14 protein-coding genes and 1 other RNA gene are annotated in these 15,141 nt (G+C 61.5%); 8 read left to right on the top strand and 7 right to left on the bottom strand.

Features of this window, described 5'->3' with window-relative positions; translation table 11 throughout:
• Positions 1-15 precede the first annotated feature (15 nt).
• The 3 genes from rpiA to ACEVBK_RS12955 all read right to left on the bottom strand — a co-directional run bounded on the left by rpiA (position 16) and on the right by ACEVBK_RS12955 (position 1,620).
• The gene (gene rpiA, locus ACEVBK_RS12965; RefSeq protein ID WP_375055357.1) at positions 16-675 is read right to left on the bottom strand and encodes a ribose-5-phosphate isomerase RpiA; all 660 of its coding nucleotides are present in this window, start codon (positions 673-675) and stop codon (positions 16-18) included.
• Between the two features lie 66 nt (positions 676-741).
• Positions 742-1,320 (bottom strand): 5-formyltetrahydrofolate cyclo-ligase, encoded by a 579-nt coding sequence (locus tag ACEVBK_RS12960; RefSeq protein ID WP_375055356.1) that lies wholly within the window; start codon positions 1,318-1,320, stop codon positions 742-744.
• Between the two features lie 69 nt (positions 1,321-1,389).
• Complete coding sequence (locus ACEVBK_RS12955; protein ID WP_375055355.1) at positions 1,390-1,620, bottom strand: VF530 family DNA-binding protein; 231 nt, start codon at positions 1,618-1,620, stop codon at positions 1,390-1,392.
• Positions 1,621-1,808: 188 nt separating this feature from the next.
• Between ACEVBK_RS12955 and ACEVBK_RS12950 the strand changes: the two genes are divergently transcribed.
• Positions 1,809-3,230 (top strand): ethylbenzene dehydrogenase-related protein, encoded by a 1,422-nt coding sequence (locus ACEVBK_RS12950; protein WP_375055354.1) that lies wholly within the window; start codon positions 1,809-1,811, stop codon positions 3,228-3,230.
• On the top strand, positions 3,227-3,784 hold the full coding sequence (locus ACEVBK_RS12945; protein WP_375055353.1) for a DUF2231 domain-containing protein: 558 nt from the start codon (positions 3,227-3,229) through the stop codon (positions 3,782-3,784). Before ACEVBK_RS12950 ends, ACEVBK_RS12945 begins: the two co-directional genes overlap by 4 nt.
• Positions 3,785-3,873: 89 nt before the next feature.
• Here ACEVBK_RS12945 and ssrS read toward each other — a convergent pair.
• Positions 3,874-4,056, bottom strand: a non-coding RNA gene (gene ssrS / locus ACEVBK_RS12940) — 6S RNA.
• Positions 4,057-4,081: 25 nt separating this feature from the next.
• A complete protein-coding gene (locus tag ACEVBK_RS12935; protein ID WP_375055352.1) occupies positions 4,082-4,381 on the bottom strand; it encodes a cell division protein ZapA in 300 nt (99 codons plus the stop codon).
• Positions 4,382-4,530: 149 nt separating this feature from the next.
• Here ACEVBK_RS12935 and ACEVBK_RS12930 point away from each other — a divergent pair, with 149 nt between their 5' ends.
• From ACEVBK_RS12930 to gcvP, 6 genes are all read left to right on the top strand, one after another.
• Positions 4,531-5,097, top strand: a complete 567-nt coding sequence (locus ACEVBK_RS12930) for a UPF0149 family protein (protein WP_375058565.1) — start codon at positions 4,531-4,533, stop codon at positions 5,095-5,097.
• 22 nt (positions 5,098-5,119) lie between these two features.
• Positions 5,120-6,310 (top strand): 2-octaprenyl-6-methoxyphenyl hydroxylase, encoded by a 1,191-nt coding sequence (gene ubiH, locus ACEVBK_RS12925; protein WP_375055351.1) that lies wholly within the window; start codon positions 5,120-5,122, stop codon positions 6,308-6,310.
• Positions 6,311-6,313: 3 nt separating this feature from the next.
• The gene (locus ACEVBK_RS12920; RefSeq protein ID WP_375055350.1) at positions 6,314-7,525 is read left to right on the top strand and encodes an FAD-dependent monooxygenase; all 1,212 of its coding nucleotides are present in this window, start codon (positions 6,314-6,316) and stop codon (positions 7,523-7,525) included.
• A gap of 320 nt (positions 7,526-7,845) precedes the next feature.
• Positions 7,846-8,949, top strand: coding sequence for a glycine cleavage system aminomethyltransferase GcvT (gene gcvT / locus ACEVBK_RS12915; RefSeq protein WP_375055349.1), 1,104 nt, complete (start codon positions 7,846-7,848; stop codon positions 8,947-8,949).
• Positions 8,950-8,968: 19 nt separating this feature from the next.
• Entirely contained in the window at positions 8,969-9,358 is a 390-nt protein-coding gene (gene gcvH, locus ACEVBK_RS12910) for a glycine cleavage system protein GcvH (protein WP_094037887.1), read from the top strand.
• Positions 9,359-9,589: 231 nt separating this feature from the next.
• Positions 9,590-12,472 (top strand): aminomethyl-transferring glycine dehydrogenase, encoded by a 2,883-nt coding sequence (gcvP, locus tag ACEVBK_RS12905; protein ID WP_375055348.1) that lies wholly within the window; start codon positions 9,590-9,592, stop codon positions 12,470-12,472.
• A 68-nt stretch (positions 12,473-12,540) separates the two neighbouring features.
• Here the strand turns inward: gcvP and ACEVBK_RS12900 are convergent, their stop codons facing one another.
• Positions 12,541-13,329 carry a transporter substrate-binding domain-containing protein gene (locus tag ACEVBK_RS12900; RefSeq protein WP_375055347.1) on the bottom strand — a complete coding sequence of 263 codons (789 nt, stop codon included), beginning with the start codon at positions 13,327-13,329 and terminating at the stop codon, positions 12,541-12,543.
• Between the two features lie 257 nt (positions 13,330-13,586).
• Positions 13,587-15,098, bottom strand: coding sequence for a tripartite tricarboxylate transporter permease (locus ACEVBK_RS12895; RefSeq protein ID WP_375055346.1), 1,512 nt, complete (start codon positions 15,096-15,098; stop codon positions 13,587-13,589).
• Between the last annotated feature and the right edge of the window lie 43 nt (positions 15,099-15,141).

The following is a 15,141-nucleotide window of genomic DNA, read 5'->3' as shown; positions in this document are numbered from 1 at the left end:
TACCACCAGAAGTTCCTAGACGCCCTTGCGCACCACGCCCTCGGGGGTGCCGATCAGCAGCACGTCGGCGCCACGCTCGGCGAAGAGGCCGTTGGTGACCACGCCGACGATGGCGTTGATGCGGCTTTCCAGGCCCTTGGGATCGGTGATCTTGAGGTCGTGCACGTCCAGGATATGGTTGCCGTTGTCGGTGACCACTCCTTCCCGATACAGGGGCTTGCCGCCGAGCTTGGCCAGCTCGCGGGCCACGTATTCCCTGGCCATGGGGATCACTTCTACCGGCAGCGGGAAGGCGCCCAGCACTTCGACCGTCTTGGTGCCATCGACGATGCACACAAACTTGTCGGCCACGGCAGCCACGATTTTTTCCCGGGTCAGGGCTGCGCCGCCGCCCTTGATCATGGCCATGGAACCGTCGATTTCATCGGCACCGTCCACGTACACCGCCAGCTCGTTGACCTCGTTAAGATCGAAAATCTCGATGCCCAGCTGCTGCAGCCGGGTGGTGGAGGCCTCGGAGCTGGACACGGCCCCCCTGATCTGGTCCTTGATCGAGCCCAGGGCATCGATAAAGTGGTTGACGGTGGAGCCGGTGCCCACGCCCACCAGGGTGCCCGGGGTCACATACTCCAGCGCCGCCCAGCCGGCGGCCTTTTTCATTTCGTCTTGTGTCATGGCTGTGCTGTCTCCTGCAAAAGTGGCGCGCATTATAGCAAAGGCGGCCTGCCTTGCATGCGGCTTTTACCAGCGCCAGTGCCGGTTGGGGGTGATCAACTCGGGCAGGGGCACGTCCCAGCTGTCGGTCGGAATGGCGGCCAGTTGCTGACAGTCGTGGGCCAGCCCCACCGGGCGGGGACCTCGCCCCTGCTGCCAGCCGGACAGGGTTCTGTCGTAAAAGCCGCCGCCCATGCCCATACGGTTGCCGGAGGCGTCGAAGGCCACCAGCGGGGTATAGACGACATCCAGCTCGGATTTAGGCAGCAGCAGCCGGATATCCAGCCGGGGTTCGGGAATGCCGAAGCGGTTGGCGATGAGTGCCGCGTCCGGATCGTAGCGCAGAAACAGCAGGTGGCCCGGGCTGAAGTGGTGCAGCACCGGCAGGTAAATTTGCGCGCCCTGGGACCAGTACCAGTCGATCAGCGGCTTGGGATCCAGTTCGCCGTCGTTGGCCAGGTACAGCGCGACCTTGCGGGCCGAGGCCAGGTGCCCGGCCTTGGCGACCCGCTCCACGATCAACTCGGCCGCCGCCCGTTGTTCGGCTTCGGTCAGCCGGCGGCGCGCCTGGCGTATCTGCTGCCTGATATGATTTCTGTCACTCATTACGGATTCCGATAAAAAAGGGACTGGCGGCAGGGTATCGCACTCTCCGCCGGCAATGCAAAACGGCCGTTAGCGGTTCCAGGGGCTGTTCTTCAGGCGCAGGTACAGTGCCTCGACCTCGGTGCGGGCCCAGGGGGTACGGCGCAGAAACTTGAGACTGGACTTGATGCTGGGATCCTGCTTGAAGCAGTTGATATTGACCCGCCGGGCCAGTTCTTCCCAGCCGTAACGTTCGACCAGTTCGGTCAGCAAGGCCTCCAGAGTAATGCCGTGCAGGGGGTTGTTGGGTTGCTCTGCCATCGATGGCGCCTGTTGTATAGGGAAACCAGTGGGGATTGTAGCAGGGTGGCCGGCGCCGGCAATGCCCTTTGCCCATTTGCTCACCAGCATGATCCAGAGCAACGCTGTCGTCGCCAAAGGCGACTACCCTCAAAGTGATGTTAAGGGATTGCAATCGACTCGTTACACCATGGAGAGAGGAACTCAAGATGCGACTACAGCACATGCCGGTGGTGGTGGCCTGCTTTCTGACGGGCCTGGCCATTGCCTGGTTCAGCCAGGGCCGTGGGGTGGTGAAATCGGATCCCGGGCGCCATATCTGGATACCGGACCCCTTGACCATGCCGCTGCGGGTTCAGGTGGCCTACAACGACGAGCGGATTTTTTTCCGCTACCGCTGGCCGGCGGACAAGCCCCATGTCTACCACGATATGCTGCGTTATCAGGACGGGCTCTGGGTACGTCATGGCGCTTCCCGGGTCGGTCCTGATCCCGACGGCACCTATGAAGATCGGGTGACCATGCTGGTGGATGACGGCCGGGTGCCAGAATTCGGCCGCTACGGTGGCTATATCACAGTGGGGGCCAATATGCGCTTCTTCACCACCCAGGCCGACAAGGACGAGGTGGCCGCCCATCCCCATCTCGGGACGCTGGGGACCAACGAAGTGCAGAAACACTTGCCGGCAACCCGCAGCAACATGGCTGACTGGCGTAGCCTGAAGTCGGAGCAGGAGCTGGCAGAGCAGCGGGCCAGCGGCTATTTCCTCGATCTCTGGCACTGGCGAGCCGGTCGCTCCAACGCGGTCGGCATGTCCGATGACCAACTGGTGGCCGAACATAGGATCAACGACGCCGGCCGGGGGCCCTTCACCGACAACTGGGATCCGCAGCGGCAGCAGCCTTTGTTCATGTTCGACGTTGAGAAGGCGGGCATCGATGCCCTGCGCTGGCAGCAGGTGCAGGCCGATGAGGTCGATTTCGACGGCATCTACTACCTGTCCGAAGCCCTGGCCAAGCCGTTCGACCCCGAACATCCGTGGCGGCAGGACGATGTGATACCTCGCCGCCTGCTGCGGGAAGGCCAGGGTTCCCGGGGCGACATTACCGTTCAGGGCCAGGGCCGCTGGCAGTCGGGCTGGTGGGATGTCACCCTGGTACGGGCGCTGGATACCGGCAACCCGCTGGACGACAAGGCCTTCCATCCCCAGGGGCGATATGATCTGGCCTTTGCGGTACACCGGGACGCCACCGGCAGCCGCTGGCACTATGTTTCGCATCCTTACACTCTGGGATTGGGACGGGAGGCCGACCTGTCCGCCCGTTATTTCGATGGTGACCAGCCCGACTGGACGGAGGAAGGCTGGGTCGAGATCACCCTCTTCTACCCGGGGCAGGTGAGCTGGCCCCTGCTGACCAGCCGGGCCCACGCCGGGGCGCCCGACATAGCGGCGGGAGTGCCGGTACGGCCCCGGCACAGCGAACGGCAACTGGCCATCTACGGAGTGGAGATGGAATTCAATGCCGAGATCATCCGCCAGTGGTGGCTGACCCTGGCCGCCGGCCTGATACTGATACTGGGGCTCTGGTTCGGTCTGCACCGGCATTTCGTCAAGGGAGAAGCATCATGACAGGCATGCATCATATGCTGGTCCATTTTCCGCTGGCGCTCTGGGCCCTCGCTGCCCTGATGGTGCTGGTGGGGGTATGTACCCGGGGGGCATGGGGGCAGATCAGCCGGTCCGGCTTGCCGGCGGTACTGATACTGGCCTGGTTGGGGGCCCTGGCGGCGATAGTGACCGGGCTGCTGGTATGGCCGACGGCTGCAAACCTGAGCAGTCCTCTGACGCGCAACCACCTGCTGATGGCGCTCTGGGCCACCGCCTTGTGGACGGTGATTACCCTGCTGGTATGGCGGGGCGGAGCGCGCGCCTTTAGCGGCGGAAGAGGCGCTGTCCTGCTGATCCTGGCCCTGGCCGGCAGCGGTCTCTTCACCCTCACCGGCACCCTGGGCGGGCACCTGGCCGGGGCGCCGACCCCCATGTCCCAACTGTTGGAGCGGTTGGGTTGGTCGGTATATGGCACTTTCTATCTGCCATACTGGGCCCTGCTGCTATTGGTGTTGCTCGGTGGGATCTGCGTTGTGGCCGGGTTCCGTAAGGAGGATAAAGGTGACCGGCAATAGCTGCCGGTGCCGCTTGCGCATGCCGTAAAAGGGGCGCTACCCGTTGTTACGACGTCGGGCCGGTCAGGGTCAAAGGGAGAAGAAAACGAAGGGTCCCCAGGGTGCCGTTGCAGGTGTTAGTCCTTGAACCCTATGGTTCAAGGCGGAAACCCGGTACCTGCCGCAGGCGTCTCGGTCGGGCCGAGCATGCTCAATAGCAAATAACACGACTTTCCTGTGCTGTTGATATCGGCTCAGGGACGCCACCCAACTGACGAACACCCCAGGGAAAACAAAACTGAAAACTGATTGTAACGCCTAACCTACTTTGCTGGCCAGCGCTTCCTCGATGGTATGCTGCAGCATCTTGATGCGTTTATCCATGGCGTCAGCATATTGATGATTCTTGTCTTTTTCAAGCTCGAGCTCATGGCAGACGTTGAGCGCCAGCATGATGGCGATCTGCTCGTTGGACGCCGACTTGCCGCCTTGCTTGAAACTGCGGATCCGCTCGTTGAGCATGCTGGCCGCCCGCTGCAATGCCGCTTCCTGTCCTGCGGGACAGGCCACCTTGTAAGGGCGCCCGAGAATAACGATGTCGATTGCCGCTGTGGTCATGTGGTCCTCAGGTGGCTTGCAATAAGCAATAAAATTGTGGCGACTATATAGCGGCGCTCCAGAAGTTTCAAGGGGTTGCTGGCCTGAGCTGGGCCACAGTGCTAGGATCCGGGATAATATGAGCCACCTTTTCGCCAATCGAGTAAATGATGAACGACAACGCCCGTCTCAACTATGATGCCTTCACCACCCTGCTGGAACAACACAACATGGTGGCTACCGCCGCCGAGGTGCATGGCGTTATCTGCGGTTTGATCTGTGGCGGCATGGCTAAGGACGATGCCCGTTGGCAACAGCACTTCAACGACCTGCTGAATGACGGCTTCGGGCTACCTGCCGACGTGAAAAAAGCGGTGAATATGCTGTTTTACCGGGTGTATGAGGAACTGCTCAGCCAGAGCCGCTTCGAGTTGCTGATGCCCGATGACGATGACCCGCTGGATGATCGTCTGGATGCGATGATGGAATGGGCCGGGGCTTTCCTGGCCGGGTTCGGCGTAGTGCAGCAGGAATTGAACAAGGCCTCGCCCGAACTGCAGGAGATGATCCAGGATATCAGCAACATCACCCAGGTCTCCGGCGAATTCGAGCAGGAAGATGAGGAAAGTGAAGCCGCTTTTGTGGTGTTGTACGAACACCTGAAACTGGGTGCTACCCTGGCCTTCGAAGAATTCGGCACAGGCCAGCCGGTTGCCCGGCGCCCCACTCTGCATTAATAACGATACTGCTAGCTGCGCTATGACCCATTTTGACGTGGTAATCAACGGTGCCGGCATGACCGGTGCCGTCCTGGCCCTCGGCCTGAGTGCCTTGCGCCGGACCGACGGTTCGGCGCTCAATATCGCCGTGATCGAGGCCGCCCCCCCTGATTTCGAGGCCCACCCGGGGTTCGATGCCCGCAGCATCGCTCTGGCCTGGCACAGCCGGGAGCTGCTGGATCAGCTCGGGCTCTGGGAGCGGCTTGCACCACTGGCAACCCCCATTACCCATATTCAGGTATCCGACCAGGGCCACTTCGGCCAAGTGCAGATGAACGCCTCCGAGTACCGGGTACCGGCCCTGGGTTACGTGGTGGAGCTGAATCCGGTGGGGCAGGCGTTATACCGGCAGATGGCGGCGTGCCACAATATTCGGTTGCTGTGCCCCGAGCAGATCCGGGATTTCCGACAGCATCAGGATCACATAGTGCTGACCCTGGCCGGTGGCAATGAACTGAGCGGTTCGCTGTTGGTTGCCGCCGATGGCAGTCGTTCGGTGGTGCGCCGGCAACTGGGGCTGGCCAGCCGGCAACTGGATTATGGCCAGAGTGCGGTGATCGCCAATATCCAGGCCGCCGAGCCCCCTCGGGGACGGGCCTTCGAACGGTTCACGAAGGAAGGGCCTATCGCATTGCTGCCGATGAGTGCCGATCGTTGTTCGCTGGTGTGGTGTGCATCCACGGCCCGGGCCGAGGCCATTATGGCACTCGACGACGAGGATTTCCTGCGGCAGTTGCAACGTGAATTCGGCTACCGCCTGGGGCACCTGCAGCGCACCGGCGTGCGCCACTGTTATCCGTTGGTGCTGGATGAGGTAGAACGACCCTGGCACCACCGGCTGGTGCTGGTGGGCAACGCGGCCCACCTGCTGCACCCCATTGCCGGCCAGGGTTTCAACCTGGGACTGCGCGACGTGGCAGCCTTGGTCGCGACCCTGCGACAGGCGCTGGCCGAAGAGCAGGATATCGGCAGCTATCCGGTGCTGTCTGCCTACGGCAAGACCCGGCAGCCGGATCAGGCCGCCGTCGTCGGCCTGACCACGGCACTGGCGTTGCTGTTTTCCAATGACAACCCGGCCCTGGCGGCCGGACGCAACTTGGGACTGATGGCCATGGCGGCCTGTCAGTCGTGGAAGGATCAACTGGCCTGGCGGGCCATGGGCAAGAGGTAAGCAATGCAAGCGGCAGACATCATCGTGATCGGTGGCGGCATGGTCGGGCTGACCCTGGCCCTGGCTCTGGAGCACGGCGGGTTCAAGGTGGCAGTGATCGAAGGGCAGGAGGATGACGGCGAACTGCTCGCTATTCCCGACAACAGGGTCAGCGCCATCAACCTGGCCTCGCAAACTCTGCTCGAACGGCTGCAGGCCTGGCCAGGCCGGAGCGAGCGGCTGGGGCCCTATGTCGAGATGGAGGTGTGGGAAGCCGACAGCGCCGCCCGCATCGGTTTCTCCGGCGCCCTGCTGCATCAGCCCCACCTGGGCCATATCGTGGAAAACCGGCTGTTGCAGCAGTCCCTGCTGGCCCGGGTCCGGCAATGCCCCCACATCAGCCTGCACATGCCGGCCCGGGCCCGTTCGGTTTCGGTGAGCGAGCAGGGGGCCTTCGTGCTGCTCGACGATGGCACCCCGATCACCGGCCGGCTGTTGGTCGGGGCCGACGGCGCCCGCTCCTGGTTGCGGGCGCAGTTACAGCCGGGCATGACCGAGTGGGATTACGATCACAGTGCCCTGGTGGCGACTGTGACCACCAGGGAGCCCCATGGCCAGACGGCCCGGCAGATCTTCCGTGGCAACGACATACTGGCGTTCCTGCCCCTGGCCGATCCGCACCAGTGTTCCATCGTCTGGTCCTCTGCTCCGGAGCGGGCCGAGGCCCTGTCGGCCTTGCCCGAGGACGAATTCAACAGGCAGTTGTCCTCGGCCTTCGATCTGCGACTGGGGTTGTGTGAAGTGCTGGGGCCGCGCATGGCGATCCCGCTCCGGGCCCGCTTCAGCCAGCAGTTCTGCGGCCCGCGTTGGGCCCTGATCGGCGATGCCGCCCACACCATACACCCGTTGGCGGGGCAGGGGGTCAACCTGGGGCTACAGGACGCCGCCGCCCTGGCCGAAACCTTGGTTCGCCTGCACAGGCAGGGCCGTGACATCGGCCAGTTGCAGGGGCTGAGATCCTTCGAGCGCTGGCGTAAGGCGGAAGCGGCCACTTTGCTGGCGGCGATGGAAGGCCTCAAGCGATTGTTCGGTACCGCCCATCCGCTGGTGAGGGGGATACGCGGCCTGGGGCTGGGTCTGACCGACAGGCTGATTCCCCTTAAACGCAAGCTGGCGGCTCATGCGCTGGGGGTCGGCGGTTTGCAGCCGGTGCTGTCCAGCCTTGAGAAAAACTAATCCGATTGATTTTCGTGATTAGTTTTATTAAGTCTTGTTTTTTTTGTCCAATGGCCGAACCATTTGTGCTTATGCTTATTAAGAGGGAATGTCGTAATTTAAATATTGATATTTTGTTAATTTTTGAAGTTTTAAACTGATTCAAACGCTTTCTTTCGTTAAAACGGCTATCGCCTGTCAGTTCATATTTTAGTCTCAAAAATTAAACGATAAGTTTTTTTTAAGTGTGGTGCGGTTTTATCCCGGGCCGGCTTGAGTATAATCGGGGGGCAATACCGGATTATCGCTTACAGGCCAGGCCTGAAATAAAAGGAAGCGCCATGACTCAGCAAACAGTTTTGCATCCCCAGCACCTGGAATCCGGTGCCAAGATGGTGGATTTTCACGGTTGGGAAATGCCCATCAACTACGGCTCCCAGCTGGAAGAGCACCATGTGGTGCGCCAGGACGCCGGCATGTTCGACGTCTCCCACATGACCATTGTCGACGTCAAGGGCAGTCAGGCCAAGGCCTTCCTGCAAACACTGCTGGCCAACGACGTGGGTCGCCTGACCCAGCCCGGCAAGGCCGTCTACAGCGGCATGCTCAACGAGCAGGGCGGCGTCATCGATGATCTGATCACCTATTACTTCGCCGAAGACGACTATCGCATGATCGTCAACTCCGCCACCCGCGAGAAAGACCTGGCCTGGATGACCGAGCAGGCAGCCGGCTTCGACGTGATCCTCACCGAGCGACCGGAACTGGCGATGATCGCGGTGCAGGGCCCTAACGCCAAGGCCAAGGCGGCCACCGTGTTCAATGCCGAACAGAATGCGGCAGTGGACGGCATGAAGCCCTTCTTCGGGGTACAGGCTGGCCCCCTCTTTATTGCCACCACCGGCTACACCGGGGAAGACGGCTACGAAATTGTGGTGCCCGCCGAGCAGGCCGGTGCCCTGTGGAATGCGCTCAAGGACGCCGGCGTGCGCCCCTGCGGTCTGGGTGCCCGGGATACCCTGCGCCTGGAAGCCGGCATGAACCTCTACGGCCAGGACATGGACGAGTCGGTTTCGCCGCTTGCCGCCAACATGGCCTGGACCATCGCCTGGGAGCCCGCCGAGCGCAACTTTATCGGCCGCCAGGCGCTGGAGGCCCAGCGCAGGGCCGGCGACCAGCCCAAGCTGGTAGGTCTGGTGATGAAGGAAAAAGGCGTGCTGCGCGCCGGCACCCCGGTACGTTTTACCGATGAACAAGGTAATGAACAACAGGGCATTATCACTTCCGGCACCTTCTCGCCTACACTGGGTTTCAGCATTGCCCTGGCGCGGGTTCCGCGCTCCATAGGTGCCAGTGCACAAGTGGAACTGCGTAAAAAATGGATGCCGGTGTCCGTGGTGAAACCGACTTTCGTACGTTTCGGCCAAGCGGTCGCCGAGTTTTAAGAATCAAGAGGAACAACTGATGAGCAATATCCCCAGTGAATTGAAGTATGCCCGCTCTCACGAATGGGTACGGCTGGAAGGAAACGGTGAAGCCGTGGTCGGTATTACCGAGCATGCGCAGGATCTGTTGGGTGATATGGTGTTTGTTGAGCTGCCCGAAGTGGGCCGCACCGTGGACGTGGGCGAAGACTGCGCCGTGGCCGAGTCCGTCAAGGCCGCTTCCGACATTTATGCCCCGGTCAGCGGTGAGATCATCGCCGTGAACGAGGATCTGGAAGACAGCCCCGAGCTGGTCAACTCCGACCCCTACGGCGATGGCTGGTTGTTCCGTATCAAGCTCGCCGACGAGTCCGATCTGGACGAACTGCTGGATGCCGAAGGGTACGAGAACAGCATCGAGGAAGAGTGATCCCAAGCCCCCTTTTTGGGGGCTTATTGTATCGACAAAGCCTGAACTTTCGCTGCAGGTCGGCCAAAGGGCCAGCTCCGCCGACACGCTGTGAATACCTCCTGGTACGCTCGCACCAGCCATCCCTGGCAGGTGACGGTCGGCGGAGCCGTTCCCTTTGTCCTCCTCTGAACTGCCGCATTGCCGGTCCGGAAGCCCGTCTGCTGCCGGCCTATTAAGGAAGTGAAAGAAATGACCCAGTCTTTGTTAGAACTTGAGCAGAACAACGCATTTATCGGCCGCCATGTCGGGCCCTCCGAGCAGGAAGTGGCCGAGATGCTGGCGGTGGTGGGCGCCGAATCCCTGGATGATCTGATCCGCCAGACCGTGCCCGCCAGCATACTGAACGACCAGCCGCTGGGTATCGGTGAAAGCCGTACCGAGGTGGAGGCCCTGGCCTACCTGAAGTCCCTGGCCCAACAGAACAAGGTGTTCAAAAGCTATATCGGCATGGGTTATCACAACACCCATGTGCCCCTGGTGATCCAGCGCAACGTGCTGGAAAACCCGGGCTGGTATACCGCCTATACCCCCTACCAGCCGGAGATCGCCCAGGGCCGGCTGGAGGCGCTGCTCAACTTCCAGCAAATGACGCAAGACCTCACCGGTCTGCCCCTGGCCAGCGCCTCCCTGCTGGACGAAGCCACCGCCGCCGCCGAGGCCATGGCTCTGGCCAAGCGGGTGAGCAAGAACAAGAAGGCCAACACCTTCTTTATCGCCGATGACGTTCATCCCCAGACCATCGACGTGGTGCGCGAGCGGGCCGAGCATTACGGCTTCGAGATCGTCGTGGCTCCCGCCGAGGCGGTGGTGGAGCACGAGCTGTTCGGGGCCCTGTTCCAGTATCCGTCCACCACCGGCCAGATCCGCGATATCCAGGCCTTGATCGCCAAGGTGCAAAGCCAGAAGGGCATCGCCTGTGTCGCCGCCGACATCCTGTCGCTGGTGCTGCTGAAGGCCCCGGGCCAGCTGGGCGCCGACGTGGTGCTGGGCAACGCCCAGCGCTTCGGCGTGCCCATGGGCTACGGCGGTCCCCACGCCGCCTTTTTCGCCACCCGTGACGAGCACAAGCGCTCCCTGCCGGGACGTATTATCGGCGTATCGAAAGATACCCGCGGCAAGCCGGCCCTGCGCATGGCGATGCAGACCCGCGAGCAGCACATCCGCCGGGAGAAGGCCAACTCCAACATCTGTACCGCCCAGGTGCTGCTGGCCAACATGTCCAGCTTCTTCGCCGTTTACCATGGCCCCGAAGGCCTGAAGCGCATCGCCGAGCGCACCCATCGCCTGACCGACATCCTGGCCCTGGGCCTCAAGTCCAAGGGCGTGCAATTGAAGCATGACAGCTGGTTCGACACCCTGACCATCGTCACCACCGACAAGGACGCCATCGTCGCCCGGGCCCTGGCCGCCGGCGTCAACCTGCGCACCGATCTGGACGGCGCCCTGGGCGTGTCCCTGTCCGAAACCACCACCCGCGCCGATGTGGCGGAGCTGTTCGACATCTTCCTGGGGACGGACCATGGCCTGGCGGTGGAAGTGCTGGACGCCGTTGCCGCCAAGGGCACCGGCTCCATCCCCGAGAGCTTGCAGCGCGACGAGCCCATCCTGACTCACGAGGTGTTCAATAAGTATCACTCCGAGAGCGAGATGCTGCGCTATATCCACAAGTTGGAAATGAAGGATCTGGCGCTCAACTACGGCATGATCTCACTCGGCTCCTGCACCATGAAGCTCAACGCCACCGCCGAAATGGTGCCGGTGAGCTGGCCCGAGTTCGCCCAGATCCACCCCTTCGCGCCCCTGGATCAGACGGAAGGCTACCAGCAGATGATTGGCGAGCTGGAAGACTGGCTGGTGAAGGTCACCGGTTACGACGCCATCTGCATCCAGCCCAACTCCGGCGCCCAGGGCGAATACGCCGGCCTGCTGGCCATCAAGAAGTACCACGAGTCCCGGGGGGAAGGCCACCGCGATATCTGTCTTATCCCGAGCTCGGCCCACGGCACCAACCCGGCATCGGCCCAGATGGTCAACATGAAAGTGATAGTGGTGGCCTGCGACAAGAAGGGCAACGTGGACATGGCCGATCTCAAGGCCAAGGCCGCCGAGGCGGGTGAAAACCTGGCCTGCATCATGGCGACCTATCCTTCTACTCACGGCGTATACGAGGAAAGCATCCGTGAGATCTGTGACGTCGTGCACAGCTACGGCGGCCAGGTCTACATGGACGGCGCCAACATGAACGCCCAGGTCGGCATCACCTCGCCCGGCTTTATCGGCTCCGATGTGTCGCACCTCAACCTGCACAAGACCTTTGCCATCCCCCACGGCGGCGGCGGTCCCGGCATGGGCCCCATCGGCGTCAAGGCGCACCTGGCTCCCTTTGTGGCCGGCCATGCGGTGGTCAAGACCGGCAAGGAAAGTCGCAACAACGGCGCCGTGTCCGCGGCGCCCTTCGGCTCCGCCAGCATACTGCCGATCAGCTGGATGTATATCGCCATGCTGGGCGACGAAGGCCTCAAGCGCTCCACCCAGGTGGCCATCCTCAACGCCAACTACCTGATGAAGAGCCTGGCCGAGGACTTCCCCATCCTCTACAGTGGCCGCAACGACCGGGTGGCCCACGAGTGCATCGTGGATCTGCGCCCGCTGAAGGAAGAGAGCGGTATCAGCGAGATGGACGTGGCCAAGCGTCTGATGGACTACGGTTTCCATGCGCCCACCATGAGCTTCCCGGTGGCCGGCACCCTGATGATCGAGCCGACCGAGTCCGAGTCGAAGGTGGAGATCGACCGTTTCATCACCGCCATGAAGCAAATTCGCGAGGAGATGCGCCGGGTGCAGAGCGGGCAGTGGACCCTGGAAGACAATCCCCTGGTCAATGCGCCGCACACCCAGGACGACGTCATGGACACCGACTGGCACCGTGCCTACAGCCGCGAGCAGGCGGTATTCCCCTCGGTCGAGGTGCGCCGCTCCAAGTTCTGGCCTACCGTGAACCGCATCGACGACGTCTACGGCGACCGCAACCTGTTCTGCAGCTGCCTGCCCACCGAGGCTTACGGCGAGTAACGGTATCGACTTTATGTAACGACAAGGGCGCCCGCGAGGCGCCCTTTTTGTTTGGCTGCCATCCGACGTTATGGCGTTTCACCGTAGATGTCGTAAGGGAAATAGTGGGCGGCAATCTCCTGGTGAATGCCCTTTTCCCGCAAGGCCAGAATGCCCTTGTTGAGCAGTTCGGCCAGGCCGCTGTCCTGCTTGCGGACGGCGATACCGATCCCCTTGCCGAACCAGGCTTCCTCGGTGAACACCGGGCCGGAAAAGTGGAAGTCCCGACCGTCCGGTTTGTCGAGCAGGCCACTCTGGATGCCGAGCGCACCGCCGAACACCGTGTCTACCCGACCGGCGCGCAGATCCATAAAGGCTTCGTCGAAAGTGCCGTAGCGCATGATATTAATGGTCTTGTGCTTCTCCGACAGATATTTGTCGCCGATGGTGGCCCTTTGAACTCCCACCTTGAGATTGGCCATACCGGCATCGCTGAAGTCGATATGGTTGTCCAGGTGGGTGACGAAACGGGTGGGGACCCGGGCGTAAGGAATGGTGAACAGCACGGTTTTTTCCCGTTCCGGGGTGATGGTCATGGCCGCGATGATGGCGTCGTGTTTGCGTGACAGCAGGGCCGGGATAATGCCGTCCCAGTCCTGGGCGGAGATGGTGCACCTGACCTGCAGCTCTTCGCACAGGGCCCGGGCCAGGTCGACCTCAAACCCCTCAAGCTTGCCATCGGTGGTGGTCCAGCTGAACGGAGGATAGGATCCTTCCACGCTGAATTTTATTTCTTTCCACTCCCGGGCCTGGCCGGTACAGGCAATGCTCAATAGCGCTGCGCCCAGCAGGCTGGATTGCCAGAGTCCGTGTTTCATCCTGAATGCTCCTAGTCGGTTTTTATCGCTATGAAATGGCAACCAGATGAAATATGACCCAAAAAGGAGGCCATGTTACATGATGCCGACTTGCACGGTATAGTCAGACAGAGATAAGGGTCAAGATGATTATGTTGGTGATATGTAAATTAAATGGCAACCTTGAATCGGGTACAGGAATGTGTCATACGAGGCTGTAATGGAGCAAATAAAAAAAGCGCCAATCGGCGCTTTTTTGATTAAGGGCAGTGCTCCGTTCAGGCCAGGGTGGTCTTGCCCGAGGCCATCAGCCGGCGCACGGCCTTTTTCAACAGCGGAGCAAACAGCGACAGGGCGGCCAGCACCAACAGCCACATGGAAATGGGCTTGTCGACGAAGGTCATCCAGTCGCCACCGGAGATCTGCAGGGCACGGCGCATCGACTCTTCCATGATGGCGCCCAGGATCAGTGCCAGGATCAGTGGGGCGGTGGGGAAACCGAACAGCTTCATGCCGAGGCCGATCAGGCCGAAAGCGAGCAGCAGCAGCAGGTCGAACACGTTGAAGCTGAGGCCGTAAACGCCAATCATGCAGAAGATCAGGATCATGGCCAGCAGCAAGGGCTTGGGCATGTCCAGGATACGGGCGATATAGGGGATCAGCGGCAGGTTCAGCACCAGCAGGAAGATGTTGCCGACGTACATACTGGCGATCACGCCCCAGAACACGTCCGGACGCTGTTCCAGCATCATGGGGCCCGGGGTGACACCCATCACCAGCAGGGCACCGAGCAGCACGGCAGTGGAGCCCGAACCGGGTACACCCAGGGTCAGCAGGGGCACGAAGGAGCCACCACAGGCGGCATTGTTGGCGGCTTCGGGGCCGGCCACGCCCTTGATGTTGCCTTTGCCGAAAGTGTCTCCGTCCTTGGCCAGGCGTTTTTCCAGGCTGTAGCCGAGGAAGGATGCCACGGTGGCGCCGGCGCCGGGCAGTACCCCGATAAAGAAGCCAAGCACCGAGCTGCGGCCAACGGGGCCGGCAATTTCCTTGACTTCATCCGTGCTGAGCTTGAGCGAGCCGATGTTATTGCGGGGTTGTTCCTTGCTACCGCCCTTGAGCAGCATGTAGAACACTTCCGCCAGGGCGAAGACACCCAGCGCCACCACCAGGAAGTCGATGCCGTCGAGCAGTTCCAGGCTGCCGAAGGTGTAGCGTTCGGTACCGCTTTGCAGGTCGATGCCGACGATGGAGATCATCATGCCTATCACGGCGGCGATCAGGCCCTTGACCAGGGACTTGTCCGACAGACTGACCACCGCGGTCAGGCCCAGCAGCATGAGGGCGAAGTATTCGGCGGGACCGAAGCTGACCGCCACCTTCGACAGCAGCGGGGCAATCAGCATCAGGCCGATCACGGACACGGTGCCGCCGATAAAGGAGGCGTAGGCGGCGATGGCCAGGGCCTTGCCGGCCATGCCCTTCTTGGCCATGGGGTAGCCGTCGAAGGAGGTGGCCACGGTGCCGGCCACGCCGGGTGCGTTCAGCAGAATAGAGGAGGTGGAGCCACCGAAGATGGCGCCATAATAGACTCCTGACATCAGGATAAGGCCCGAGGCGGGATCCATGCTGAAGGTAATGGGGATCATCAGCGCCAGGGCACTGATGGGGCCTAGCCCGGGTAACATGCCGATAATGGTGCCAGCAAAGACGCCGACAAACACGTACATGATATTCATCGGGTCCAGGGCGATGCCGAAGCCGTACACCAGACTGTTGAATGCATCCATCATAATGGTAAACCTTTGATTTTTCCTGATTAAAGGTACGTCAACG

The sequence above is a fragment of the Zobellella sp. DQSA1 genome, assembly GCF_041950555.1.
In the GTDB taxonomy this organism is placed as follows: Bacteria; Pseudomonadota; Gammaproteobacteria; order Enterobacterales; family Aeromonadaceae; genus Oceanimonas.
Note: the sequence above shows the minus strand (reverse complement) of the source record. Positions and strands in the feature narration are given on the sequence as shown.

What these genes read in the sequence shown, in the direction of transcription:
- rpiA (WP_375055357.1), bottom strand. Translation starts at nt 675, where the DNA reads ATGACACAAGACGAAATGAAAAAGGCCGCCGGCTGGGCGGCGCTGGAG.
- ACEVBK_RS12960 (WP_375055356.1), bottom strand. Translation starts at nt 1,320, where the DNA reads ATGAGTGACAGAAATCATATCAGGCAGCAGATACGCCAGGCGCGCCGC.
- ACEVBK_RS12955 (WP_375055355.1), bottom strand. Translation starts at nt 1,620, where the DNA reads ATGGCAGAGCAACCCAACAACCCCCTGCACGGCATTACTCTGGAGGCC.
- ACEVBK_RS12950 (WP_375055354.1), top strand. Translation starts at nt 1,809, where the DNA reads ATGCGACTACAGCACATGCCGGTGGTGGTGGCCTGCTTTCTGACGGGC.
- ACEVBK_RS12945 (WP_375055353.1), top strand. Translation starts at nt 3,227, where the DNA reads ATGACAGGCATGCATCATATGCTGGTCCATTTTCCGCTGGCGCTCTGG.
- ACEVBK_RS12935 (WP_375055352.1), bottom strand. Translation starts at nt 4,381, where the DNA reads ATGACCACAGCGGCAATCGACATCGTTATTCTCGGGCGCCCTTACAAG.
- ACEVBK_RS12930 (WP_375058565.1), top strand. Translation starts at nt 4,531, where the DNA reads ATGAACGACAACGCCCGTCTCAACTATGATGCCTTCACCACCCTGCTG.
- ubiH (WP_375055351.1), top strand. Translation starts at nt 5,120, where the DNA reads ATGACCCATTTTGACGTGGTAATCAACGGTGCCGGCATGACCGGTGCC.
- ACEVBK_RS12920 (WP_375055350.1), top strand. Translation starts at nt 6,314, where the DNA reads ATGCAAGCGGCAGACATCATCGTGATCGGTGGCGGCATGGTCGGGCTG.
- gcvT (WP_375055349.1), top strand. Translation starts at nt 7,846, where the DNA reads ATGACTCAGCAAACAGTTTTGCATCCCCAGCACCTGGAATCCGGTGCC.
- gcvH (WP_094037887.1), top strand. Translation starts at nt 8,969, where the DNA reads ATGAGCAATATCCCCAGTGAATTGAAGTATGCCCGCTCTCACGAATGG.
- gcvP (WP_375055348.1), top strand. Translation starts at nt 9,590, where the DNA reads ATGACCCAGTCTTTGTTAGAACTTGAGCAGAACAACGCATTTATCGGC.
- ACEVBK_RS12900 (WP_375055347.1), bottom strand. Translation starts at nt 13,329, where the DNA reads ATGAAACACGGACTCTGGCAATCCAGCCTGCTGGGCGCAGCGCTATTG.
- ACEVBK_RS12895 (WP_375055346.1), bottom strand. Translation starts at nt 15,098, where the DNA reads ATGATGGATGCATTCAACAGTCTGGTGTACGGCTTCGGCATCGCCCTG.